This is a genomic window from Mesorhizobium sp. M8A.F.Ca.ET.208.01.1.1 (assembly GCF_004791315.1).
GTDB lineage: Bacteria > Pseudomonadota > Alphaproteobacteria > Rhizobiales > Rhizobiaceae > Mesorhizobium.
Map to the genome: position 1 here is coordinate 106,055 of NZ_SRUT01000004.1, position 24,569 is coordinate 130,623.

Genomic DNA, 24,569 nt, shown 5'->3' on the forward strand with positions numbered 1-24,569 from the left:
AGTGCTGGAGATGTACCCAATAAATGACCTCCCCCCGCGCCGCTAGGTCAGCAAACAAATGCTTCAGCGATCAAACGTCTCCACAACGACATCAGCAATCAAAGGCATTGGACCGCGCGCACGAATTTAGGTAGCCGGCAACGCGTACGAGGAGATAGAGCTGGAAGTGCGTGCCTTTCGATAGTCTATGGGCGGAATTCGACCGCCTCACCGATAGGCCGATCGAGGTTCGCCGTCACTGTCGGGCTGGGTCCGAGTCCGCGATAGGCGCCACGACAGCGCTCGCGATAGGCGCGCAACGCTTGGTCCATGGCGCCCGGACCGCCACACATTTGCGGATGACGTCCTGCCCGTCTTGGGTTTCAGCAGCGTGCGCCGGCGCTCCGATTTCCGCGACTTTTGGATCCCCTCCAATCGTGACGACCGATTATCGCCTGTCTCCATTTCGACCGTTATCTGGGCGGTAACACTTTTAGAAATCTATGCTGCTGGACATAAGCGGCGACCATACCGAGAATTTACTTTCAAATTCTGGCGGCAAAGTTCTATCGTAAATGAAAATAGGGGATGGGGTATGGAAACGAGTTCGGAGACTGGCGATGCTGCCGGTATATCAGCCGCGCCCGTAATAGAAGTCGTGGCGGACATCGCCGCCAGCTTTACATATGCGTCCTTCCAAAATGCTATTCCGGTGATCCGGTCTATCGCGCTCAACAACCCGACCCAGCAGGGTTTCGAAAAATGCACTCTCGAGCTGACATCGAACCCCCCTTTTTTGCGCGCCAAAAGCTGGACAATTGATCGGATCGTTGCTGGCGACCGGCTTCCCTTAAGCGATCGAAAAATCGATCTCGACGCCGGCTATCTGGCCGGTCTCAACGAGGCTGAGCGCGGGGAGATAACGTTGCGCCTAACCTCAGGAGGCGCAGTGCTGGCCGAGCAGCGCGTTGCGGTGCGCCTGCTTGCCCGCGACGAATGGGGTGGCGTCGTCGATATGGCGCAATTGCTCGCCGCATTCGTCATGCCGAACGACCCGGCGATCGCAGGACTGCTGCGTTCCGCAGCGGAGCTGCTCGCAGCGCATGGTCATCCTTCCAGCCTCGATGGCTATCAAAGCGGCAATCCGCAACGCGCATTCATGCTGGCGGCCGCAATTTATTCGGCCATTGCTGGCCTATCGCTGCATTATGCAGAGCCACCTGCGAGCTTCGAAAGCCGCGGCCAAAAAATTCGACGTCCCTCAATTATTACGGCAGAAAAGCTGGCAACCTGTCTCGATACCAGTCTGTTATTCGCGTCCGCCCTGGAGGCGACGGGCTTGCATCCCGTCGTTTTGATGTTTCAGGGACACGCGGCCGTCGGCGTCTGGATGACACAAAGGACGCTCGCCAACGCCATTGAACCCGATGCCATGGAGGTCCGCAAGGCGCTGGCATCGCGCGAACTCATCGTGTTTGAGACGACAGGCGTGACGCATCGGCCGGCGATGACGTTGGAGGCTGCCCAACACGCAATCGAACAGCGGCTCGACGAAACGCAGGTAGCCACCTTTGTCGCAGCCATCGATATACGCCGCTCGCGCAGCGGCGGCATCACACCGCTTGCTTCGCACGAACCGACGCGCCGCAGCGTGGATGCAGAGGCGGCAACCGAAATCGCGTTGCCGTTGCCAGCCGCACCGGCCGTGGTAGCCCTGCCGGTCGAGATCGTCGAGGTAAAGCCGACGACAGCGGCCGGACGGATCGACCGCTGGCAGAAAAAGCTCCTCGATTTGACACTGCGGAACCGCCTGCTCAATTTTCCGGACTCCAAGAAGACAATTCCGTTTCTTTGTACTGACGTCGGCTACCTCGAGGACCGTCTGATGGCAGGCGCTTCGATCCGGCTGATTTCGCTCCCCGAACAGAATCCACTGGGCGAGCGGGATGCTGTCCTCTATCGCGAGGTGCACGGACGTGACCTCCAGCGTGGCTTTGCCGCGGAAGCGCTTCTGCGCGACGAGCTCCCGTCGACGCTCGATGGGCGTCAATTGGAATCCCGGCTGATCGATCTTTACCGGCAAGTGCGCAACGATTTTGCCGAGGGCGGCGCGAATACGCTCTTCCTGGCGGTCGGCTTCCTGCGCTGGAAGAAGAAGGCCGAGGACGAGCGCAGCTATCGCGCGCCATTGCTGCTCGTACCGGTCAAAATCGAGCGCCGCAGCGCAACATCGCATTTTACCTTGCGCTTCCATGAAGATGAACCGCGATTCAACGCAACCTTGTTGCAGTTTCTCGAACGCGACTTCGAGCTCAAACTGCCACAGTTTTCCGGTGAGCTGCCCGAGGACGAAAGCGGCGTTGATGTGCCGAGGCTGCTCGGTCTTATGCGCCAGGCAGTGCGCGACGTCCCCGGCATGGAGGTGGTGGACGAGACGGCGCTGTCGACCTTTTCCTTCGCCAAGTTTCTCATGTGGAAGGATCTGGTCGAGCGTACCGATGCGCTGCGCGAAAACCGTGTCGTGCGCCATCTGATCGACACGCCGGAGATAGCTTTCGAGGGCAATGGCGCATCATTCCGCGACGAGCGCGAACTCGACCGGCACTATGCCCCGTCCGACATGGTTTTGCTGCTGCCGGCCGACTCCTCACAGACCGCCGCAAGTCTTGCCGCCGCTGAGGGTCGCGATTTTGTCATCATCGGTCCTCCCGGCACTGGCAAGAGCCAGACCATTGCCAACATGATTGCCAACTGTCTTTCAGTTGGCAAAACCGTGCTGTTTGTGGCCGAGAAGACGGCGGCGCTCGATGTGGTGTATCGCCGCCTGCGCGAACATGGCCTGGGCGCGCATTGTCTCGAACTCCATTCCAGCAAGGCGGACCGACGCAACTTTCTCACCCAGCTCAGGATCAGCTGGGAAAGCGGCGTGCGCGTGGACGCAGCGGAGTGGATTGCGATCAACGAGCGGCTTCGCGTCCGTCGCGACGAACTGAATGCCTATGTCGAAGCGCTGCATCGGCACCATGTCAATGGTCTGACGCCTTATCTGGCGCTCGGCATCGCTCTCAAGAACAAGCGGCAGCACGCTCCGAGATTGTCCTGGCCATCGCGCGATTCCCATGACGAGGCAAACCGGCTGGCGCTGGAGCATATTGCCGCCGAAACAGGTCTCGCATTTCAGTCGGTGGAGATGCGGTCGGTCTTGCGTCTTATAGATGTCACCGAGTGGACGTCAGGCTGGCAGGACAATTTGCTCGAAGGGGCAAAGACCCTCAAGAATGCGTCCGAGGTTCTAGCGACCGCACTCGACGCCTTCCTGGTGAGCATCGGCCTGCGCGCCAAAGGCGACGCGTCAAAAGCGGAGCTCGAAGCGCTGCGAAAACTAGCAGCGGCACTCCAGGACAGTGCCGGCTATGACGTCAGCATTGTCTTTGATCGAGATTTCGCCCAGTTGCGGGGAGCCCTCGCCACTCTCAATGAGGCAATCGGAGACTATCGCAAGTCTCGCAAGGACCTGTCGGCCCGCTATGACGAGGCTGCCGTTGCGCGCATACGGGTGGAGGACATAGAGCAGCAATGGCAGCAGGCCGCTTCTGCATTCTGGCCAAACAGTCAGTTGGGCAAACGCAAAGTCCAGAAGCTGCTTCAAGGCTATGTCACAGAGGGGGTAGCCGATCCTCAGCACGACTTGCTGCTGTTGCGCCTGATGCAGGACCGCCGGGCCACTGTCGAAGCCAACATCCTATCTGGGAAGCCGATCGGATTTGCCGCACTTGATACCGACACCCACCGTATCGATCAGATACTCTCGATGGCCGAAAGGCTTCGACAGACGCTACGCCTGCCCGGCCTCGGCACGGAGGATTTCAAAGCGCTCCTGCAAGCAACCGCCCCGAGCCTGCGAAGCGGTGCAGCAGATAGCACGATGCGCTATGGGGCAGCCCGCTTCCTTGCGGCTTCTGCAGCATTCGAGGCTGCCAAGACCCAATTTGCGATCCCTGCTGGAAAGACGCCTTCTTGGGCAGAACATGATAACCCGCTGACCGAATTGACGACTGCGATGGGAGACTTGCTCGACGCCCGTCATCTTCTCCGGGACTGGACTTCGTGGTGCGGCATTCGTCGCAGGGCTGTCAGTCACAATCTGGGAGCGTTGGTCGACGATATCGAGGCGGGTCTAGTGCGACCAGCTGAAGCTCAATCCGCGTTCCGCCTGGCCTATGTACGCTGGTGGCTGCCGGCCACGCTGGATGCCGATCCGGTGCTGCGGAATTTCCGTCGCTTCCAGCACGAGCACGCCATCGAAGATTTCCGGGAAATCGACGATCTTGTCCGCGCTCAAGCAAGCCTTCGCGTCATCAGTGCCATCGCTCATGGTTTGCCGGCTGTGCAAGGCGTCCCGCGCAATTCCGAGTTGGGCCTGTTGCGCCATCAGATGGAATTGCAGCGGCCCAGCCGGTCAATCCGCGAGATGATTGGCGCGATGCCGACGAGCTTTGCCAAGCTCGCGCCGTGCATGCTGATGTCCCCTCTTTCAATCGCTCAATATCTACCGCCCGACCAAGCCCTGTTCGACGTGGTGATTTTCGACGAAGCATCGCAGATCACCACCTGGGACGCCGTCGGTGCCATCGCGCGAGCCCATCAAACCATAATCGTAGGCGATCCCAAGCAGTTGCCGCCCACCAATTTCTTTGGCCGCAACGAGGAGGACGAGGAAGTCGTCGAACACGAAAAGGATCTTGAGAGCATTCTCGACGAAGCCAAAGCGGCCGGCATCCCGGTACGTGACCTGCGCTGGCATTATCGTAGCCGCAATGAGTCGCTGATCGCCTTTTCCAACCATCACTACTATCAGAACCGGCTCATCACATTCCCTTCGCCAACGGTGGAAGATCGGGCAGTTCAGCTGCGAAAAATCACGACCGGCATCTATGACCGTGGCAAAAGCCGCACCAATCGAATCGAAGCCCAAGCGGTAACCGACGAGGCGGTCAGCAGGATGCGGCGTTGGCTGGCCCTACCGGAAAAGGACCGACCCACGCTCGGAGTCATCACTTTCAACGCGCAACAGCAGTCGCTCATCCTCGACCTTTTCGACAAGGCACGCCAGACAGAGCCGGAGCTTGAATGGTTCTTTGCCGACGAGCGTATTGAGCCCGCCATCGTCAAGAATCTGGAAAATGTCCAAGGGGACGAGCGTGACATAATCCTGTTTTCGATCACCTTTTCGCAAGATAATGCCGGCAAGCGCAGCATGGATTTCGGCGCGCTGAATCGGGACGGCGGCGAACGCCGGCTGAATGTCGCGGTGACGCGTGCGCGGCAGGAACTGATCGTATTTTCAGGTTTTGCCGCCGACCAGATCGACCCCAACCGAACCAAAGCGATCGGCGTACAGCATCTCAAAGCCTTTCTCGATTTTGCCGAACGCGGCGCTGTGGCATTGCCAGCGCAGGAACGCGGATCGGTCGGAGCCCTGGAATCCCCTTTCGAGGAGGCCGTCGCTGCCGAGCTTGAGAAGCGCGGATGGACCATCGTTCCTCAAGTCGGCATTTCGGGCTTTCGAGTGGATATAGGGATCCGGCATCCCGATCTCGCCGGCGCCTATCTGGCTGGGGTCGAATGCGACGGCGCGACCTATCACAGTTCTGCCACGGCGCGAGATCGAGACAAGGTCCGCGAGCAGGTCCTGCGCGGCCTCGGGTGGAACATTGTCCGGGTATGGTCAACCGATTGGTGGTTTGATCTCGAAGGTTGCACCGAGAGGCTTCATGCCAGCCTGGCCGCGCTGCTCGAGGAAAGCCGTCGCAAACAGGCTGAACAACAGGAAAGTGAAGCCGCGATCCATTGGGACATGGGACATAAGGTCGACCCCATGGACCCATTGCCAGCCGAAGACCTAGCATCGGCCGGCGAACCGGAACATCCGTCGATAAAATCAGAGCCAGAACTTGTCGCCGCTCCCCTCGCGACGGGAGAGCGCCCATCGGCATCTGCAGGAATTTTGCCTGCGGCCGCGCATTCGACGCATGATACCGTACCGACGGGCGGCCGTTATCGCCTGACTGATCTAACCGGATTTTCCACCAGCCCGGATCAGTTTTATGACTTCGTCTACCGAGGCACGCTGCGGTCCATGGTCGACGCGGTGATCGAGCAGGAAGGACCTCTGCGAGATGACGTCCTTGCGCAGCGCATCGCACGGGCGCATGGCTGGCTCAGAACGGGCAACAAGATTCGGGAGCGGATCGACCTGCATCTGCGCGAGTTCGATAGAACTGAAGAATCCAGCGGCAGCTTCCTATGGAAGAGAGGGACGGTGGTCGACCTGCTTGATTATCGCATGCCGTTCGATGCCGATGCCCGCCGGTCCATTGCCGACATTCCAATCGCCGAGCTGGCCGCTGTCGTCGTTGCGAACGAGGACATTCTGGAACAGTCCGACCCCGCTCTCGACCTTGCACGTCTGCTCGGTGTCGAGCGACTTGCGGCGATTTCACGCTCCCGGCTGGATGAAGCCATCGATCGCGCCCAGCGCAACCTGGCATCGACATAGTCTCGGAGACTCCATGTTTCGATTCATCCACAGCTCCGATCTTCATATCGGCAAGCGGTTCGGCAACATGCCAGAGGATCTGCGCGGGCGGCTCCGTGAAGCGCGCCATGGCGCGATCAGCCGGCTGGCAGAGCAGGCACGCGTCCATGGTGCATCCACCATACTTCTGGCCGGCGATACGTTCGATACCGAAACGCCCACTCCAGCGATGTTGCGGCAGGCCATGGCCGAGATGAGCCAGAGCGCGCCTCTGCGCTGGATATTGCTGCCTGGCAACCATGATTCCCTGTTGGCTGATCAATTGTGGAGTGCAGCGGACAGCGTTGTGCCGGACAATGTCCTGCTGGCGACGCGGCCCGAAACCCTGACCATTGGCGCGGACGTGGCGCTGCTGCCTGCACCTTGCACCACCCGCAGACCCGGTCGCGACCTTACCGAGTGGATGAACAGCGCCGCGACGCCGCAAGGCGCCATCCGGCTCGGCCTTGCTCATGGCGCTATTCAGAACTTTTCCGAAGATTCAGCAGCGTCCGATGTCATTGCACCAGATCGCGCGACTAAGGCCGGCCTCGATTATCTGGCACTTGGCGACTGGCACGGACCCGTCACCATCAATGAGCGCAGCCGTTATAGCGGTGCGCCCGAACCTGACCGTTTCAAGCATGATACACCCGGTCAGGCCCTTGTCGTTTCCATTGCCGGGCCTGGCGCCGTGCCCGAGATCGTGGCCGTTGAAACAGCTAGCTTTTCCTGGAAAACCGCTCCCCTGCATCTGCTGTCTGGCGACGACAGCGCCGCGGCATTTGAAGCGTTGCTTCCACCGGCTCATCTGCGGCGTCAGACTTTGCTGCGAATTGCCGCGTCTGGCCGGGTGCGGTTAAGTGGGCGAACGATCCTTCAAGCGGCGATCGCGGTAGCCGCGCCCGACTTCGCCTATCTGGAACTGGACGGGGACGGGCTCGCGACCGACTGCGAAAGTGGCGATTTGGATCGGATCGACCGCTCTGGTGCCCTTCGCGAGGCAGCGCAGGCACTGTTGGATGAAAGCAGCGACGAAACCCGGTCGGCTGTCGAACGCGACATATCGCGAGAAGCACTGGTTCGGTTGTTCAGCTATTGCGAGGCGATGGGATCATGAAACTTACGGCCCTTCGGCTCCACAACGTCAAACGGTTCGCCGGGCAAGGCGTCGCCATCGAAAACATCGGCGACGGCGTCAACGTGCTTTGCGCGGTCAATGAGTTCGGCAAATCAACCTTCTTCGAAGCGCTGCACGCACTCTTTTTCCAGCCTCACACGGGCACACCCGAAGGCGTGCGACTGTTGCGGCCTTACAGTGGGGGCAATCCGGTGGTGGAGGCCGACATCACCACTTCAGAAGGACGCTATCGACTTGCCAAGCAGTTTTATGGCGGCAGGCTGGCCAGCGTTATTGACCTCGACGGCGGGCGACTGTTGGCTCAAGCCGATGAGGCCGAAGCCTTTATCGGCAAACTAATCCATGGCGGAAGCGCAGGACCGGCAGGATTGCTCTGGGTTCGCCAAGGGGTCACCGGCATCGAAAGGCGCAGCAAAAGCGAGGAGGACGGCGAAAAACGCGTGCGCGAAAGCCTACTGTCCTCGGTTCAGGGGGAAGTTGAAGCCCTGACCGGCGGGCGACGCATGGCCGAAATCGCCGCGGCATGTGAAGAAGAACTCTATAGCCTGGTTACGTCAACGCTGCGTCCCAAGAGCGGCGGTCTCTATGCGGCAGCGCTCGACGAGCGTGACAAGCTGGTGAAAGACGAGCAGCGTCTCAGCGCCGAAGTCACCGGTCTGCGCGATTCGCTCGACAAGCGGCGCATGGCGTTGGCGCGTCTGTCTGAGCTTGAAAACCCCGAAGAAGGCGCCACTCGGCGGGAAGCCATCTCGGCCGCGGAAGCCGCAGTCGAGGCCGCCAAATCGCACAGCGAAGCCTTGAAAGCCGCCGAGGCGGAAGCTGCCCTTGCCGCAATTCACCACGACGCGGCGCAGCAGGCCCTCGATAGTTTTCGGACCGCGCTCAAACGAGCCACGGATTTGCGCCAGCAGTCGACGATTGCGCAGCTTCGCCGCAGTGAGGTTCTCGATCGGCGCGCTTCTGCCATTGCCGAAAACGAACAAGCGATGGGCGAAGTTCAAGCAGCCGAACTGGAAGAGCGCGAAGCACGCGAATTGCTCGCGCGGCTGGATGCGACTCTTTTGGCGCGTGACGCTGCCGAACAACTGGCCGGCTCGGACAACCGGTTGAAACAAGCCGAAGTCGCCAGAACCCAGATCGAAGATGGAGAGGCAGCACTGGCGATGCTGGCGGTGCCGGAACAAGCTGTCGAGCAACTCCAGGCGCTCGAAATCGAGATCGCCAGCCTTCGTGCAGCTCACCTGGCAACCCTGCCGACGCTATGCATGGAATACCGGGACGGCGCCGCCGATTTGGTGACCATCGATGCCAAGCCCTTGCCCCATGCAGAAGACCAAAGCTTTGCTGGCACCGTACGCCTGGATATTGCCGGCATCGGAGCCTTGACCCTGCGATCGAATCGGCCGCAGCAGGCCGACCGGACCATCGAAGACGCCGAAGCGAAGCACCGCAGCCTGCTTGCGTCCCTCGGTGTCGATAGCCTCAGGACGGCACGCCAGCGCCTAGTGGAAGCGCGCGACAAAGCTACCGAACTGGGCTTGGCGCGTCAGCGACTTGCCGATCTCGCGCCCAAGGGGATACAGCAATTACACGAGGAGCTTGCTCGTCTGAGTGCCCTCGGGGCCGGGGACCTCGAACTCAAAGTCGATCCAGAACAGATCCGGCAACATCATGCCGCAGCCGAGCAGCGTGTGGCGACAACACGCAACAGCGTGCGCGAGGCCTTGCCTTTGCGCAGCCATGCCGACGAGGCTGTCATGGCTGCGGAGACGGCTTATGTCACCATCCAGGCGGAACTGACCAGCCTCGAGGTCATATTGGGACCCGATGCAGCGCGCGAGGAAAAGGGGCGCTTGCTGCTCACCGAGGCCACCGCACGACAAAAGCTGCGCGAAGCGGCCGAAATGCGCGCTGCTCCCCTGCGCGACGGCGCTCGCGATCTCACCAGCGCTGAAGCCGTTCTGCGCCGCGCCCGTTCGGTTCAGGATGCCGCCACACAGGAAGCAAGTCAGTTGCGTGTAACCCTGGCCGATCTCAATGGCCATATTCGCACTCGGTCCGACGACGCGGTGGAAGAAGCTTTGCGCGAGGCCACAGAAAAATTGGAAATCGCTGGAGAGCGAGCGAGACGCTTCGAATTCGAAAAAGCCGTCCTCGACCGGCTGCGCACGACGCTGGTCGCTGCGCGCTCGACGGCACGCGATCTTTATCTGAAGCCGGTCATGTCCGAGCTGCGACCGCTGCTTGGATTGCTATTCGATGACATCTCCATAGTGTTCGACGAGAACACACTGTTGCCACAGACCGTTCGCCGCAATGGTCAGGATGAGGATGTCGATAGGTTGAGTGGCGGCATGCGAGAACAGCTTTCGGTTCTGACACGTCTGGCCTTCGCCCGTTTGCTTGCCCGCGACGGCCGACCCACACCGGTTATCCTGGATGACGCTTTGGTTTATTCCGATGACGACCGCATCGAGCGCATGTTCGACGCTTTGCATCGTCAATCACACGATCAGCAGATTCTCGTTTTCTCCTGCCGCCAACGCGCGTTTGCAAAACTCGGCGGTAACATTTTGCAGATGAGCGACTGGCAACCGGGTCGGTCATAAGCGGAGATCGCGCAGCCTCAGCTAGGGCGACGGCAGATCGTATCGTGTTACGATTGCAATGCCGTTTTCGATCTCGATTTCGATAACTTCATTAATCAGGAATTCCTCTGGGCCAAGATCCTCGAGGAGAGCATCGAAGAGCTCTCTCTGTTTTTCAGGCCCGACCTGAGGGACGACGATAATCAGGCCGGCGTGAACCGGTTCTTTGGCATAGAGCTTCCTGAAGTCCTTAGCATTGTTGGTGACGAAGGTGAAATCCTCATCGATAATGAGCGGCATGAGGTCCCAGTCGGTTTCGCCGCTTAGCCCAAGCCAGTTGACGTGGTTTGCTTCATGTCCGCGTTCTTGGGCTACCGCAACCAGAGACGTGTGCAGGCACTCATCGATCAGAAACCTCACGAGGTCACACGCGTCTCGACCTGGCCGACGGACCTGGGTCGCCCTTCAAAACCACGCGCTTCGACGACTTTATTTTCACGCCCTGCTCGACCAGCTTCTTAGGCCGCCCACGAACCGGGTGCGCGGCGACCCACATTCTGGCGAGCTCAATCACGCGCGGCGTTAGCTTCGGATATCCCTCCAGAACCTCCGCTTCATCTGCGCCCTGCGCTAGCATCGTCGTGATCATACGAACAGGGATGCGGGTTCCTTTGAAGACAGGCTCTCCGCCCATCACCCCTTTAACGCGGCCGATGGCGGCCTCCGCTTCATCAAGATCCACGATGCGCGCTTTGAGCTGTTTACGTGCCTCGGCGACGTCGACGATCAGCAGGTCGTCGGCCCTTACGGTCTTGGCCCTTGGGGCAGCTTTGATTTCCTCGAACAGGCGGTAGCGACGATCAGCGGGCAATGTCGCACCCACGCCATACCAAAGCTTGAGCCGCAGCAAATCCTCGCCGGTCAATGCCCGTCGGACGACCCCACCGATGCGCCGAGCAGTGCTTGGCACAGTATCGACAATGCGTTTGTCGATCGCATTGTGCACGGCCTTGATTCCTATCCCGCTGACGGCGGCTGCCTCTGCGGGGGTGTAGATGCGAGCAAGTGTGCCCATTATTCTTCTCCTTATAAAGAATAATATAGGCCGTTTGACCCCCTCCGTAAAGGCACGCGTCTTTGGAATCACGGCGGTTAGCAAAGGCGGTGGTGAGCCGAGAGGCCTCACAAACCCTTGGGGCTCGAGATGGCAGACTCGGCGCAGTATAATTGCGCTAACTATCGAATTTGCAGTTGGCGACAAACGACACACGAGTTCGTCGCGGACTTTTAACTCTGCGAAGGCGCGTCTTCGAGCGCTTTGAAACCCTACACCCATCTGCAGGCCATCTGTATCAAGCTTTGGACCAAAACCGTTTCCATCGCTCACGAGCGTTCTCTCTGGGGGTCTCAAGTGGGGCTTGCCCATGGCCACGAATTTTTGGGCGACAGCGGTGCAGAGGCCGCATACCGCTGCCTGCTTGACGTCGCTGACCGTGTCCATGTCCGAAATTTGCCTACAAATTTCGGACGCCCTTGGGCGCGCTAGATTCGCTATGGAAAGCTGGAAGCACTCGCAAGCCCGGTGGCCACAGCGTCTGCAGCGCCAAGCTATTCCTCCGTATCCAAACCCGCATCCTCATGGCCACTAGCCAACTCTGGCATAATTTCACCAGCAAGCAGCTCATCTCTGCTCAGCAGCCCGGCATCCTCGAGCGCCTCGCAGTCCGGGAGATCGCGAAGCGTGTCGAGGCCGAACTCGAGCAGGACGCTTTTGTCGTCACATAGGTGTAGGGAGCGCCGGGCGTCGGACTGCGCGGGTTCGACGCGATCAGGCCGGTGCCGCAGATGGCCGATCAGGTCGCGACTGATTACTTCCCGAAAACCGACGACAATTCGGCGCGGGTAATCGGCTGGAAGTGCCGATGCACATCAGCATCAGCACGTCCGACCACGTCAGGTCCACGGCACGCCCGCTGCTTCCGCAGGCGCGGATGGCATCGGCATAGGCCGGCCGTGTCAGGTGCTTCCAGCCGCCGGCGACAGCGACGAGGTCATAGGGCCGTCCGCGCAGCTCTCGGATGTCGTCGATGAGAAGGTCACGGGCGAGCTCGCGGGAGAGACTGCACCGCAAGCGCGTCCCGCGCGCGCGAACTGCTCGATCAACTGATCTCAGACGACGACGAATCTCGTCCAGATTCCAAAAGCGGTGGCCGCAGCGGCGCTTTGCGGGCTCGCGTTACCACAGATCGCAGAACTGTGATCTCGCCTTGTGCCCGAGACCGCAATCTGGGCTCGCGACGAAGCATATCGCTTGCGATCATCAAAGGACGCGTCGACGCCGTCGGTTGCCTTTTCCACCGCCGCCTCACACATCGTGTTGGGGCTGAAGAGCTACCTGCAAATCCTCGCAACGGGCGCGGCCGCATCCTTGATTTTACAAATTGACACGTCTTGGTTTTTAGAAAATGCCACGTGCGATGATGGCGCCAAAAAAAAATGTCACGCGAGATGATCATGCCTGAGGTAAATGGTCCGCCAAAGTTGGGAAAGGTATACCGGTTGAATGGTGGATAGGTACGCCGGATAAAAAGGGCTTCGGGTTCCGGAAGACGAACTAATCGACGGATAGGCGCTGCTCGTGAGGGAAACTGCATGCGCATTACGGTTATGACCATCCAGGGATGTCGGATATGATCTTGAATAGTGACATTGCAGGCCAAAGAGCGGCCGAGAAGCTAGCAGAGGGCCTGAAATCGCAGGGCAAGCAGCAATACGAAGAAAGGTCGAGGGAACGCGAACGAGATGTGTCTCGTTAGGTCGCACGTTGCACCAGGGGTGCGTCGGAAGGCACTCCGCCGTGTCCTGAAGAGGTAGCCTGCACTTGAGAATAGCCACGGTGGTACCTTATTTTCGGCTGTGAAGCACACGAGACCCGCGACGTGAGACCCAGTTGCTCAATACCCAGTTGCTGGGTGAGCGTGCATGACTGCCAACGGAAGGTCTTGCACGCACCCTCGCGATCTTGAGCAATGGTCGCCATGACTTTCTTCTTGCAGGCTTTTGAGTGGCCCAGCCTGCAATCACCAGACCCCACCGACTCTAAAGAGCGTGGCAGACGGGATAGTCGAGGTTGCCCGGCACAATTACGCTCAAGGCTTGCGCCGCCCAGAGGACACGCTGAAAAGGCAGCATGGGCGCGCAAGCACGCCATTCACGAGAGGTTCGACATGAAGACTATGCAAGAAAAAGACATTCCGGCATTCGTGCAAGCAGTTGTGGAGGCCGGCTGCAACATTTGCGCGATTGGCAACTTGGGATATGTCTTTGGCGATGCTGATTTGACGCCGGCGCAACGGAGGTCCGTCGAGCCACAGCTGCGCAGGATTGCTGAGATCTACGGCGAACGCGATCATCTCATGGACGAGATAGCTGTATATCTGCGGTCGATCGGACGCCATGTCGAGGTTGAGCCGAAGACAGGTGTTTCCTGATGGCCGCGATCGATCGCGTTCCGTAGTCGCCATTTCTATTGGGTAACGAGCAGCCGTCTTCCAACCTCTGAAACAAAAAAGAGGTGACCCCCAAAGGCCGCTCTCGAGACCGCAAGTCTGAGCCGCTAACGCATTGCGATAACCAGGCTGTCCGAACTGGGCGTCGATGCCTTCCTCGACCAGGTCGCGGTAGGCGGCGATCTCATCTACCGCATGCATAGCCAAGCCAGAGAAGTTTTCGGCAGCGGAATTCTCGGTCGCTTCCCCTTTTATGACTAGAGGGTGCGGCCGATCCGGCCGCGACGATCTCGCAGGGATTGCCATATACGGCAACACGAACACCGGCGGATCAATACTCGGATAATGGCGGCCGGCTATGTAGCGATCGATCGCGCACCAACATATCAATGCAATAGCTTAGTTGCTTTCAAAGGCGGGTCTCTACGAACTGCAAGCAAGCTAAACGATTGCGTCAACTCTTCCTCGCAGAGCGAAAACTCCGCGCCCACGCGATTTCTCTGCTGGAACAGCGGCACATCCTCAGCGCCAGGACACGGCCGCCGCCGTCGGGTTTTACGAAGCCGGTGATTGCATAAGTTGCCCGCAAGATATCATTGGTATCGGGAACGCCGCCGATGCCGCATCCTGAATAGAGCGGCCGCTTGCACCTGCCAGCCCGACGACCAGATCATATCTGCAACTCCATCTACCTGGACGTGGTGCAAATCACCTCGCTGAAGCCGCAAATCGTCGCCTTCGACCAGGATAACCACATCCGTGACCGCCTGAGCTACTCGGTCGATCTCGACGCACATGGCCGATACAGTTTTTCCATCCTTCACGAAGCGAATGAGACTTTGGCCATTCCAGCCCTGGTCTACGGGGCGTGACTTGTCCCCGATGCATGCGCGAGCTCTCCGCTCGGCCGGCCGCCGGACGTCGCCACCGGCCGAAGGCGCCCGAAGGCGCCCGAAGGCGCTTGACAAAGCAGCACCGGCCCATTCAACTTGAGGCATTCACCAGGGGAGTCCCGGTAAGGGGCTGAGATACTGCTGGCTTTCGCGGCGCAGTGACCCGTTGAACCTGATCCAGTTCATACTGGCGTAGGGACGGTGCAAGCGCTTTGCGGGAGTTTACGCCCGAGGTCCTGCTGCAGCAGGTCTACAGAAGCGTCTTTTCATCCTTCCGGCACAGAACTGGGTCTCCAATGCATGAGCAAAGGAGCCTCACGATGAATGCCCTCACCCCCGCCGTGTCGACGGGACCACTGCCCGCCTCGCGGAAAATCCACAAGCCCGGCGTCCTCTACCCGCAGATCAGGGTGCCGATGCGCGAGATTTCCGTCCATCCGACGGCCGGCGAACCGCCCGTCACCGTCTACGATCCGTCCGGCCCCTACACCGATCCATCAGTCCAAACCAGCATCGAAAAAGGCCTTGCCCGGCTTCGCCACGAATGGGTCACGGCGCGTTGCGATGTCGAAGCCTATGACGGCCGCCACGTCCGGCCGGAAGACAATGGATTCGCCACCGGCGAGCGCCTGACACCGGAATTTCCGATACGCAATCGGCCGCTCAAGGCCAAGCAGGGCAAGGCGGTGACCCAACTTGCCTATGCGCGCGCCGGCATCATCACGCCAGAAATGGAGTTCGTAGCCATCCGCGAGAATCTCGGCCGCGAGGTGATGCGCGGCAAGCTGCAACGCGACGGCGAAGCCTTCGGCGCGGCGATCCCAGATTTCGTCACACCCGAATTCGTGCGCGACGAGGTGGCGCGCGGACGCGCAATCATTCCCGCCAACATCAATCATCCCGAGAGCGAACCGATGATCATCGGGCGAAATTTCCTGGTGAAGATCAACGCCAACATCGGTAACTCGGCTGTCACATCGTCGATGGCCGAAGAGGTCGAAAAGATGGTGTGGGCGATCCGCTGGGGCGCCGATACGGTGATGGACCTGTCGACCGGCCGCAACATCCACAACATCCGCGACTGGATCGTGCGCAATGCACCGGTGCCGATCGGCACGGTGCCGCTCTATCAGGCGCTCGAAAAGGTCGGCGGCATCGCCGAGGACCTCAACTGGGAGGTCTATCGCGACACGCTGATCGAGCAGGCCGAGCAAGGCGTCGACTATTTCACCATCCACGCCGGCGTGCGGCTGCACTACATACCGCTGACCGTCGACCGGGTCACGGGCATCGTCTCGCGCGGCGGCTCGATCATGGCCAAATGGTGCCTGCACCATCACCGGGAGAGCTTCCTCTACGAGCATTTCGAGGAGATCTGCGACATCGCCAGAGCCTATGACGTTTCCTTCTCGCTCGGCGACGGCCTTCGTCCCGGTTCAATCGCCGATGCGAACGACGCGGCGCAATTCGCCGAACTGGAAACACTTGGAGAACTCACCAAGATTGCCTGGGCAAAGGACTGCCAGGTGATGATCGAAGGCCCGGGCCATGTCCCCATGCACAAGATCAGGCAGAACATGGACAAGCAGCTCGCAGTGTGCGGTGAGGCGCCGTTCTACACGTTGGGGCCGCTGACGACCGACATCGCGCCGGGCTATGACCACATCACCTCAGGGATAGGTGCCGCCATGATAGGCTGGTTCGGCACCGCAATGCTTTGCTACGTCACGCCGAAAGAGCATCTCGGCCTTCCCGACCGCAACGACGTCAAGATTGGGGTGATCACTTACAAGATAGCCGCCCATGCAGCCGATCTGGCGAAGGGCCATCCGGCAGCGAAAACCAGGGATGATGCCCTTTCGCGCGCGCGCTTCGAGTTCCGCTGGGAGGACCAGTTCAACCTGTCGCTCGACCCCGAAACCGCACGGTCCTTCCACGACCAGACCTTGCCCAAGGAGGCGCACAAGCTGGCACATTTCTGTTCGATGTGCGGGCCGAAATTCTGCTCCATGCGCATTTCCCACGACATCCGTGCCGAGGCTCAGAAGGAAGGCATGGCGGCAATGGCGGCAAAATACCGGGAGGGCGGCGATCTCTACATGCCGGCGGACGAGACTGGCGTACCGGTCGTGCCGGAGGCTCCCAAACCATCATGAGGGTGCTCGTCAAAGGGGCCGGCGTTGCCGGCCTCACCGTCGCTTTCGAACTCGCCGCCCGCGGCGCGACGGTCACAGTCGCCGAGATGCGGCATGGCCTTGGCGGCAACGCGTCGTGGTTCGCCGGCGGCATGCTGGCGCCATGGTGCGAGCGCGAAAGCGCGGAGCAGCCGGTGCTGGATCTCGGACGCGACGCTGCCGACTGGTGGGATGCGGTGCTGTCGGGTCAGGTGACACGGGCCGGGACATTGGTCGTGGCCGCGCCGCGTGATGCCGGTGAGCTTGACCGGTTCGCCAGTCGCACGTCAGGGCATAGGCGCGTCGATGAAAACGAAATTGCGCTCCTGGAACCCGACCTCGCCGGCCGCTTCCGGCGTGGATTGCTCTTCCCCAACGAGGCTCACCTCGACCCACGCCAGGCGATGGCGGCACTTCATGACAACCTTGCGACCATGGGTGTCAAATTCCACTTCGGCTGCGACGCCCGGCCTGTTTCGGGTTTCGCCCGTCAGATAGACTGCATGGGAATGGCAGCGGCCGATGACAGGCTGCGCGGTGTTCGCGGCGAAATGCTGATCCTTCGCACGCCTGATGTCTCGCTGTCGCGGCCGGTCCGTTTGCTTCATCCACGCTTTCCGCTTTATGCCGTGCCGCGCACCGATCACCGTTTCATGATCGGAGCGACGATGATTGAAAGCCAGAGCGCCGGACCGGTGACGGCGCGTTCCATGATGGAGCTGCTGGGCGCCGCCCATGCCCTCCATCCGGCCTTTGGTGAGGCCGAGATCGTTGAAACCGGTGTGGGTGTCCGTCCGGCATTTCCCGACAATTTGCCACGCGTCGAAACAGACGGTGAGATCATCGCGATCAACGGTCTTTATCGTCACGGTTTTCTCCTCGCCCCCGCCATGGCGCGCCAGGCTGCCGGCCTGGTTTTCAGTCAAGACAGAACCAAGGAGCATGCTCATGAAACTGATGGTCAACGGCGAGGCGCGTGAGATTGCCGCCACCACGCTGGCCGAGTTGCTTGCCGCGCTCGACTATGAGGGCGATTGGCTCGCCACCGCCGTCAACGGCGACCTCGTGCACAAAGCCAACCGCACGGAGTTCCAGTTGAGCGACGGCGACCGGATCGAAATCCTCTCGCCCATGCAGGGCGGCTAGCATGTTGGAGCTTTATGGAACCGAGCTTTCGTCGCGCCTGCTTCTCGGCACCGCTCAATATCCTTCGCCGGCCATCCTTGCCGATGCAGTCAAGGCGTCGGGCACGTCGGTGGTGACCGTCTCGTTGCGGCGTGAGATGGCGGGCGGTAGAGCCGGCGAACAATTCTGGTCGTTGATCCGCTCGCTGGGCGCCAGAATCCTGCCCAATACCGCCGGCTGCCTCTCCGTCAAGGAAGCCGTCACCACCGCGAAAATGGCGCGCGAGGTCTTCGGCACCAACTGGATCAAGCTCGAAGTGATCGGCAATCACGACACGCTACAGCCGGATGTGTTCGGTCTGGTTGAAGCCGCCCGCATCCTGTGCGAGGACGGCTTTGCGGTATTCCCCTATACCACCGACGATCTCGTTGTCGCCGAGCGGCTGCTGGAAACGGGCTGCAAGGTCCTGATGCCGTGGTGCGCACCGATCGGTTCCGCCTTGGGACCGGTCAACATGACGGCGCTGCGCTCGATGCGCGGATATTTCCCTGGCGTCCCGCTGATTGTGGATGCGGGGCTCGGACGGCCGTCGCACGCGGCCACCGTCATGGAACTCGGCTTTGACGCCGTGCTCCTGAACACAGCGGTCGCCAAGGCGGCATATCCGGTCGGCATGGCGCGTGCTTTCGGTAAGGCGGTCGACGCCGGTCGTGAGGCGTTAAGTTCGGGAATGCTCGAACCGCGCGACGTCGCCGTGCCATCGACACCGATGGTCGGCAGGGCCGTTTTTTCATGAAGCTCGATCCCTTTTATCTGATCGTCGACAGCGCTGCCTGGATCGAACGGCTGGTCCCACTCGGAGTCCGGCTTCTGCAACTGCGCATCAAGACCGTGGATGAGGCTGGGTTGCGCGCGGAGATCCGCACCGCGAAGGCCTTGTGTGCTCGATACCAGTGCCAACTCATCGTCAACGACCACTGGCGCCTGGCAATCGAGGAAGGCTGCGACTTCATACATCTCGGCCAGGAGGATTTGCAGACCGCTGACCTCTTGGCGATACGGGCAGCCGGCGTAAGGCTCGGACTGAGCACACATGATCATCAGGAGCTGGAAACGGCGATGGCCGCCGAGCCTGACTACATAGCGCTTGGACCCATCTATCCGACCATCCTGAAGAAGATGAAATGGGCGCCGCAAGGGGTCGAACGGATCAGCGAATGGAAGCGCCAGGTCGCGCCGTTTCAATTGGTCGCCATTGGTGGCCTCAACCCTGAGCGGCTCGACGGTGTCTTTGCGGCTGGCGCGGACAGCGCGGCGGTGGTGACCGACATCACGCTCAACGACGACCCCGAGGCGCGCACGCGAGAATGGATCGAAAAGACGGACCAATGGCGCTGAGGCGAGAACCACATGTGCTTGTCGTCGGTGGATCGGACTCCAGTGGCGGTGCTGGAATTGCACGCGATATCGAGACGATCTCTGCCATTGGCGTGCGCACCTGTCTCGCCGTCACAGCGCTAACGGTGCAAACGCATGACGCCGTGATCGAAATCTATTATTCGCCACCTAGCCTGGTGGCCAATCAGATGTGCGCCGCGCTGCAGGCCAACGACGTGGCCACAATCAAGATCGGCATGCTGGCGACTGCCAAGATCATTGTTGCCGTTGCCGCAGTGCTGCGCAAATTTCCGCATGTCCCCGCAGTACTCGACCCTGTGCTGGCCTCCACCTCAGGCCGCGCACTTCTGCAAGCAGGCGCTATCGCTGCCATGAAGCGCGATCTTATGCCGCTTTGCTGCATTGTCACGCCCAACCTCCCTGAACTGGCGCTCCTTAGTGGCTCCGAACTGGCAGTGGATGAGGACGGAGCGCTCCAACAAGGAAAAAGACTGCTGGCCGCCGGCCCTCAAGCCCTGCTGATCAAGGGTGGGCATGCGTCGGGAACCCGGTCGACCGATATTCTGTTACGCTCCGGGCACGAACCCATCCGCTTCGATGCACCGCGCCTTGCCACATCGATGCGCGGGACAGGTTGCATGCTGGCCAGCGCGATTGCGGCGCATCTGGCGAAGCCGAAGCCGCTCGAAGACAGCGTGCGCGAAGGCAAGCTGTTTGTCTTGGAGAGGCTTCAGAAATGCCGGCTGAATAACCACAGCGTTCTGCGTCCAGCCAAGCAGACCCATTTTCCAGAATTTTTCCCGTAGCGAGACTAGAGAAGGGGCTACTGCTTCTCTATGCCATCCTCACAACGCGTTGAGTTTCTCACTGCCAATTATGCGACTTTCGAGGTGCAAATAGCGAATATCGAGTTCTTAGTGACAGAAACGACCGGAATTGGTTGCGTGGATCACCAGGTCGCTACCGATTGGGTCAGCGACTCAATAGAACGTCACATCTCTGTCCACACTCGAGCTTATTTGCCGCAAACGCGTCGAGCCCCGCGTCAATCGGTCTTATAATAGTATCCGGGGCAGCTCCAAAGCTGTGGCATCGGCTACCCGCCGGCCGTGGCGCTTGCTGTTCGAGCGTCGGACGCCGCCTGCCATTGAACATCTGATGGGCTATTGGGTGGCGGCGACACACTCATCCAGGTGCAACTGGCTTTTTCAACTCGGGAACCAGCAGAAGCCTTCGCTGCGTCGCAACATTTGGATTATGTCGTACAGCCCGATCTTCCAGAGAAAACAAGACCTAACGTTCGAAACCTGTCACGCAACCAACCACCGAATGAAAGATCCAGCGTGCGATCGCAGGGAGGTAAGAATAACCGGTCTGGCTTTCCTATCGCCGGTCCAGGTTAAGACCAACGACGTCGTCACGACATCAACACAGTGCGCGAAGCGCTCGTATTCCTGAATCAGTGGCCAAAAGCGCGTCGGGGACCGGTATTCAGTTGCGCGGTGAGAAGCAGCAACGCAGCGATCGCCGGACAGATGACACCCGAGCAGGCGCGGCAAGCATTGTGGGATTTGCCAGGATTGCCGGCGTGCTGGCCAAATCTGATTTCGTCGTTGGTGGCGACTGATTTAAAGCTGCAGGAAGATCACCGCCGGTAACGCGTTGGCCCGCTGCTCGCCAAGACGGAAAGAACGCCGCCTTGTGAGTTCCAATAATGGGCGATGCGGGAATTGCACATGTCTGTGCCCATCTGTCCGGCCGAAATGCAAATGGCGTCACTGGCGAAGGTCAGCGAACGCGGCACGCAGGGCTGGATTCTTTTGACTTGCGGCAAGCCGACATAGGTGCTGGCTTGATGTCTCGGTCACTGCGACGTGTCATGCCGATTCATTCGTCAGCTACCATGACGATGCGGCGCGTCGCCTGCGATCAGTTGATCGAACCGCGGTGCAATTCGGGACGCTTCGTCGATCCCGACAGTTGCGCAAAGGGAAGCCAAATCAGCGACTAGAGGCAACGTGGCTACGGATTCGAAGGGACCCCGCTGTTGCCGAAGAGGTGACTGGTGGAATGTCAAAGATCACCTCGTGAAAGGCCATTTGGGGCCACCTAATGATAAAGCCGGATGCCGCTATCGGGTCCTGGCACGGGAATGACGGTCCGGCCCTACGGTGGATCGAGTTCGGTTCATGTCGCTTCGCAAGGAGGATGTGTTCCGGCGTCTGCCCGAACCCCTCTTTCTCGCATTCTGCGAGGTTGCGCGATCGGGCCGCTCGGTCTCTGTGCTGATCGCCCCTCCTGTTGCCATCGATCGATTCCGCTTCCGGTGCGCACGCACGTGTCGCGCGTGGCAATCATGCAAGGTCGTGAATCATAGGAGGATGTACATGCTTTTGTCGGATTTCGGCCGCATCGGGTTCGATCCGTTTGTGGAAATGCGGCGCATGCAACAGGAAGTAAACCAGCGTTTGGCCGGGCTGACCGCCAGCGCCGCTCAGGAGTTTCCGCCGATCAATCTTTGGACTGGCGAGGACAGCGTGGCGGTGGCCGCGGAACTGCCGGGGATATCACCTGACGAAATCGGCCTCACGGTGCGCGAGAACATTCTGACATTGAAGGGAACGCGCGAGCCTCGAACGGAGGACGAGAAATCCGTCTGGCACCGCCGTGAGCGCGCCTATGGGACCTTCTCCCGGACAGTGCAATTGCCATTCCGCGTCGACCCGGAACGGGTCGAGGCGCGTTTCGCCAACGGGCTGCTCGAAGTCGAGTTGCACCGGCCGGAGGCGGATCGGCCGAAGAAGATCCAGATCAAGGGATAGAGGGAGGCAAGCATGGCTCAGGAACGCGGATCGGCCGTCGCACCATGCTGCTCAATGCCCGCAAGGTGCTTTACGACCATAGTTCGGCCATCACCATCCTTCTCGCCTTCAATGACATAACGGCCCGTCGTATCATCGAGCGGGAGAAGGAAGAACTGCTCGGTCGCACCGAAGACCTGCTTCGGCAGAAAGACGTCCTGCTGCGCGAGATGGAGCATCGGGTTGCCAACAGCCTGCAGATCATTGCCTCGATCCTGTTGCTGAAGGCACGCTCGGTGACGTCGGAAGAGACGCGCCAGCATCTCAAGGACGCCCATCAGCGCGTTCTGTCCGTGGCCGAGGTGCAACGCCATCTCCACACCTCCGCCGGCGTCGACGAGATCGATGTCGGCTCTTACCTACCGAAATTGTGCAGCAGCCTCGCCTCGTCGATGGTCGGCGAAGCCCAGCCGATCACGGTCACCGTAATGGCCGAAGGCGGCAGGATAGATTCGCAAAGGGCAGTCAGTCTGGGACTAATTGTCACCGAACTCGTGCTCAACGCCATCAAATATGCTTTCCCCAAGAAGAGAACCGGCGCTCGCATCCAGGTGAGCTACGAGACCGCGGGCAGTGACTGGAAACTGACGGTTTCGGACAATGGCGTCGGCAAGATCGCCAACGACGTACCGGCTACCGGACTTGGAACAGCCATCGTCGAAGCACTGGTGAAACAACTGGAGGCCAGGGTGGAGATTATCAGCGATATTGACGGCACCAGCGTGTCGGTCACCCGGGCGACGTTCACCTCGCGCGTGCCGCGAGCGGCGTAAAAACCGTTACTACGATGCTGCCTTCCGGACATCGCCTGATGTCCAGGGGATCTTCTGCCGCCACGGCCTTGTCCCCGGAGCGCAGGACTGCCAGTCGCATCGCATAAGCCGAAACCTCTCAGTCGGTTGAGGGCGCTTCCGATGGCCAAGATCCGCTTTTTTGGCGTTCAGCCGGTGGGACCAAGCTCTGAAGCTGACGCTGCGCAGGTCTTTGCGTGGATGACTCGGTGCGGTCGGTAAACTCGAAGTGGCGGTTGTGTGCGTCAAGTTCTGCAAAATGGGGCGGCCACGATGCTGGTCATGCGGCTTGGCGTAGAGCGAGCTTCTTGTGCTCGCGCAGGTCGTCAATGTTGATGTAGGGCCTCCATCCAGTTTTCGTTGGTTTCGACAGCCGGCGCCCTGACGAGGCGCAGGCAGCTTTCGGCGTTGGGGAAGATGCGCACGACATAGGTGCGCCGGCGGATTTCCTCATTGAGCCGTTCAAGCATGTTGGTGCTCTTGAGATGCTTGTGATGCTGGCGCGGCAGGCAAAAGAAGGTCAGCGTGCGCTCGATGGTCTCCTCCACCGTCGTCCATCTCGGCCTCGAGCACCTCCTGCATCACCGCACGGATCATTTCGTGAAGTCCGTCCGGGTCTGAAAGCAGAATGTCTTTGACGGCAGCGCTGGCGGTCTTACTTTCAATCTTGGTCATGGTGGCGTTCCTTCGCGGGAATCGGCGACATGAACAATCACCAGATCCCATGGCGACGGATGGATAGCGGCGCGTGCTCTGGCAGAGTGACGCTGCTAACAAACACCCCGCGGAGGAACACCATGCATGTAGTGGCCGACCGATCCGAAACTCTGACTGCTATCCGGACTGGTCTGGGCGCAATCTTCGTATCGCTGGAGCTCAGCCGTTCAACCTGGCTGATCTCGTCGTTGTCGCCAGGTGGCGGCGAGAAGTTGTCGAAACACAGTGTCCCCAGTGGTGATTTATCCGCCTTGTTCCGTCGCTTCGATAGCGTGCGAGAGAAGGCAAGAGCACGCATGGGGCCAGACTTCCCCGTCGTCGCTATCCAGGAAGCCGGGCTCGATGGCTCCTGGATCCATCGGGTTCTGAGCAAGGCGGGGATCGAGAGCTACGTCGTTGATCCCGCTTCTATCGCAGTGTCTCGTCGCAGTCGCCGAGCCAAAACCGATAAGATCGATGGTGAAACGCTCGTCTCTCCTTGCCTTCAAGCGAGGCGAACCGCGCATATGTGCAATGGTCAAAGAGCCAACACCGGAGCAGGAGGATCGCCGGCGTATCTGTCGTGAACGCAAGGTACTGACGACCGAACGGGTATATAAAACGCCGCTCACTCAGAATGGTCTCGTCGCCCGAGCCCAGCGGCCGTAGGCGGGATGTTGGTGCAGCCGTGAAGAGCAGCGACCGAATGTGAGGTTGATCTGCTCGGTTACGAGCAGAGTCCTGCAAGTCGGGTTCAACCTGGATCCCATAATCGATATGACAAGCTAATCCCACTTTGACCGGCGCTCAGCACACCTAATTTCGAGCCGCGCCGAC

At 60.1% G+C, this 24,569-nt stretch carries 16 protein-coding genes, 4 pseudogenes and 1 riboswitch; of the genes and pseudogenes, 15 read left to right on the forward strand and 5 right to left on the reverse strand.

The genetic code is table 11. The features are described from left to right. Positions 1–574: 574 nt before the first annotated feature. Genes EN851_RS20070 through EN851_RS20080 form a run of 3 tightly spaced genes read left to right on the forward strand, consistent with a single transcriptional unit; the run spans position 575 to position 10,306 of the window. Complete coding sequence (locus EN851_RS20070) at positions 575–6,538, forward strand: DUF3320 domain-containing protein (protein WP_126057627.1); 5,964 nt, start codon at positions 575–577, stop codon at positions 6,536–6,538. A gap of 13 nt (positions 6,539–6,551) precedes the next feature. After that, the gene (locus EN851_RS20075) at positions 6,552–7,676 is read left to right on the forward strand and encodes a DNA repair exonuclease (RefSeq protein WP_126057626.1); all 1,125 of its coding nucleotides are present in this window, start codon (positions 6,552–6,554) and stop codon (positions 7,674–7,676) included. Beyond that, positions 7,673–10,306 carry an ATP-binding protein gene (locus tag EN851_RS20080; protein WP_126063810.1) on the forward strand — a complete coding sequence of 878 codons (2,634 nt, stop codon included), beginning with the start codon at positions 7,673–7,675 and terminating at the stop codon, positions 10,304–10,306. The genes EN851_RS20075 and EN851_RS20080 overlap by 4 nt, the downstream gene beginning before the upstream one ends. A 21-nt stretch (positions 10,307–10,327) precedes the next feature. On the opposite strand, the gene EN851_RS20085 is transcribed toward EN851_RS20080, so the two are convergent. The 3 genes and pseudogenes from EN851_RS20085 to EN851_RS37260 all read right to left on the reverse strand — a co-directional run bounded on the left by EN851_RS20085 (position 10,328) and on the right by EN851_RS37260 (position 12,416). Further along, positions 10,328–10,705 carry a DUF5615 family PIN-like protein gene (locus tag EN851_RS20085; RefSeq protein ID WP_126057625.1) on the reverse strand — a complete coding sequence of 126 codons (378 nt, stop codon included), beginning with the start codon at positions 10,703–10,705 and terminating at the stop codon, positions 10,328–10,330. Between the two features lie 4 nt (positions 10,706–10,709). Further along, on the reverse strand, positions 10,710–11,360 hold the full coding sequence (locus EN851_RS20090) for a DUF433 domain-containing protein (protein WP_126057624.1): 651 nt from the start codon (positions 11,358–11,360) through the stop codon (positions 10,710–10,712). 533 nt (positions 11,361–11,893) lie between these two features. Continuing rightward, a pseudogene (locus EN851_RS37260) lies at positions 11,894–12,416 on the reverse strand (SMC-Scp complex subunit ScpB). An 898-nt stretch (positions 12,417–13,314) separates the two neighbouring features. On the opposite strand from EN851_RS37260, the gene EN851_RS37860 reads away from it, so the two are divergent. The 11 genes and pseudogenes from EN851_RS37860 to EN851_RS20155 form a co-directional block, all read left to right on the forward strand. Then, the gene (locus EN851_RS37860; RefSeq protein ID WP_306283303.1) at positions 13,315–13,776 is read left to right on the forward strand and encodes a hypothetical protein; all 462 of its coding nucleotides are present in this window, start codon (positions 13,315–13,317) and stop codon (positions 13,774–13,776) included. A gap of 662 nt (positions 13,777–14,438) precedes the next feature. After that, entirely contained in the window at positions 14,439–14,666 is a 228-nt protein-coding gene (locus EN851_RS20105; RefSeq protein WP_245454713.1) for a hypothetical protein, read from the forward strand. Positions 14,667–14,787: 121 nt separating this feature from the next. Beyond that, a riboswitch (TPP riboswitch) is annotated at positions 14,788–14,904 on the forward strand. A 103-nt stretch (positions 14,905–15,007) separates the two neighbouring features. Next, positions 15,008–16,843, forward strand: coding sequence for a phosphomethylpyrimidine synthase ThiC (gene thiC / locus EN851_RS20110; RefSeq protein WP_126063809.1), 1,836 nt, complete (start codon positions 15,008–15,010; stop codon positions 16,841–16,843). Beyond that, a complete protein-coding gene (gene thiO / locus EN851_RS20115; RefSeq protein ID WP_126057621.1) occupies positions 16,840–17,841 on the forward strand; it encodes a glycine oxidase ThiO in 1,002 nt (333 codons plus the stop codon). The genes thiC and thiO overlap by 4 nt, the downstream gene beginning before the upstream one ends. Beyond that, positions 17,810–18,007 carry a sulfur carrier protein ThiS gene (gene thiS / locus EN851_RS20120; protein WP_126057620.1) on the forward strand — a complete coding sequence of 66 codons (198 nt, stop codon included), beginning with the start codon at positions 17,810–17,812 and terminating at the stop codon, positions 18,005–18,007. Before thiO ends, thiS begins: the two co-directional genes overlap by 32 nt. Position 18,008: 1 nt before the next feature. Next, positions 18,009–18,782, forward strand: coding sequence for a thiazole synthase (locus EN851_RS20125; protein ID WP_128192801.1), 774 nt, complete (start codon positions 18,009–18,011; stop codon positions 18,780–18,782). Next, positions 18,779–19,384 (forward strand): thiamine phosphate synthase, encoded by a 606-nt coding sequence (locus tag EN851_RS20130; protein ID WP_126057618.1) that lies wholly within the window; start codon positions 18,779–18,781, stop codon positions 19,382–19,384. The genes EN851_RS20125 and EN851_RS20130 overlap by 4 nt, the downstream gene beginning before the upstream one ends. Then, positions 19,375–20,190, forward strand: coding sequence for a hydroxymethylpyrimidine/phosphomethylpyrimidine kinase (locus EN851_RS20135; RefSeq protein ID WP_126057617.1), 816 nt, complete (start codon positions 19,375–19,377; stop codon positions 20,188–20,190). Before EN851_RS20130 ends, EN851_RS20135 begins: the two co-directional genes overlap by 10 nt. Positions 20,191–20,817: 627 nt before the next feature. Then, positions 20,818–21,042: a DUF982 domain-containing protein gene (locus EN851_RS20145; RefSeq protein ID WP_245454712.1), complete on the forward strand. Its 225-nt coding sequence runs from the start codon at positions 20,818–20,820 to the stop codon at positions 21,040–21,042. 531 nt (positions 21,043–21,573) lie between these two features. Then, positions 21,574–22,206: an Hsp20/alpha crystallin family protein gene (locus EN851_RS20150; protein ID WP_126057616.1), complete on the forward strand. Its 633-nt coding sequence runs from the start codon at positions 21,574–21,576 to the stop codon at positions 22,204–22,206. A gap of 29 nt (positions 22,207–22,235) precedes the next feature. Beyond that, positions 22,236–23,018: pseudogene (locus EN851_RS20155) on the forward strand (sensor histidine kinase); the annotation flags it as partial. A 298-nt stretch (positions 23,019–23,316) separates the two neighbouring features. On the opposite strand, the pseudogene EN851_RS20160 reads toward EN851_RS20155, so the two are convergent. Beyond that, positions 23,317–23,599: pseudogene (locus EN851_RS20160) on the reverse strand (transposase); the annotation flags it as partial. After that, positions 23,499–23,711 carry a hypothetical protein gene (locus EN851_RS20165; protein ID WP_126057615.1) on the reverse strand — a complete coding sequence of 71 codons (213 nt, stop codon included), beginning with the start codon at positions 23,709–23,711 and terminating at the stop codon, positions 23,499–23,501. The pseudogene EN851_RS20160 and the gene EN851_RS20165, both read right to left, overlap by 101 nt. 122 nt (positions 23,712–23,833) lie before the next feature. Between EN851_RS20165 and EN851_RS36395 the strand changes: the two are divergent. Beyond that, positions 23,834–24,347, forward strand: a pseudogene (locus tag EN851_RS36395) (transposase); the annotation flags it as partial. Positions 24,348–24,569: the final 222 nt, after the last annotated feature.

Bases quoted from the DNA above. Each gene is read 5' to 3' on its own strand.
- EN851_RS20070 (WP_126057627.1), top strand. From the start codon at position 575: ATGGAAACGAGTTCGGAGACTGGCGATGCTGCCGGTATATCAGCCGCG.
- EN851_RS20075 (WP_126057626.1), top strand. From the start codon at position 6,552: ATGTTTCGATTCATCCACAGCTCCGATCTTCATATCGGCAAGCGGTTC.
- EN851_RS20080 (WP_126063810.1), top strand. From the start codon at position 7,673: ATGAAACTTACGGCCCTTCGGCTCCACAACGTCAAACGGTTCGCCGGG.
- EN851_RS20090 (WP_126057624.1), bottom strand. From the start codon at position 11,360: ATGGGCACACTTGCTCGCATCTACACCCCCGCAGAGGCAGCCGCCGTC.
- EN851_RS37860 (WP_306283303.1), top strand. From the start codon at position 13,315: ATGGTCGCCATGACTTTCTTCTTGCAGGCTTTTGAGTGGCCCAGCCTG.
- thiC (WP_126063809.1), top strand. From the start codon at position 15,008: ATGAATGCCCTCACCCCCGCCGTGTCGACGGGACCACTGCCCGCCTCG.
- thiO (WP_126057621.1), top strand. From the start codon at position 16,840: ATGAGGGTGCTCGTCAAAGGGGCCGGCGTTGCCGGCCTCACCGTCGCT.
- thiS (WP_126057620.1), top strand. From the start codon at position 17,810: ATGAAACTGATGGTCAACGGCGAGGCGCGTGAGATTGCCGCCACCACG.
- EN851_RS20125 (WP_128192801.1), top strand. From the start codon at position 18,009: ATGTTGGAGCTTTATGGAACCGAGCTTTCGTCGCGCCTGCTTCTCGGC.
- EN851_RS20130 (WP_126057618.1), top strand. From the start codon at position 18,779: ATGAAGCTCGATCCCTTTTATCTGATCGTCGACAGCGCTGCCTGGATC.
- EN851_RS20135 (WP_126057617.1), top strand. From the start codon at position 19,375: ATGGCGCTGAGGCGAGAACCACATGTGCTTGTCGTCGGTGGATCGGAC.
- EN851_RS20150 (WP_126057616.1), top strand. From the start codon at position 21,574: ATGTCGCTTCGCAAGGAGGATGTGTTCCGGCGTCTGCCCGAACCCCTC.
- EN851_RS20165 (WP_126057615.1), bottom strand. From the start codon at position 23,711: ATGACCAAGATTGAAAGTAAGACCGCCAGCGCTGCCGTCAAAGACATT.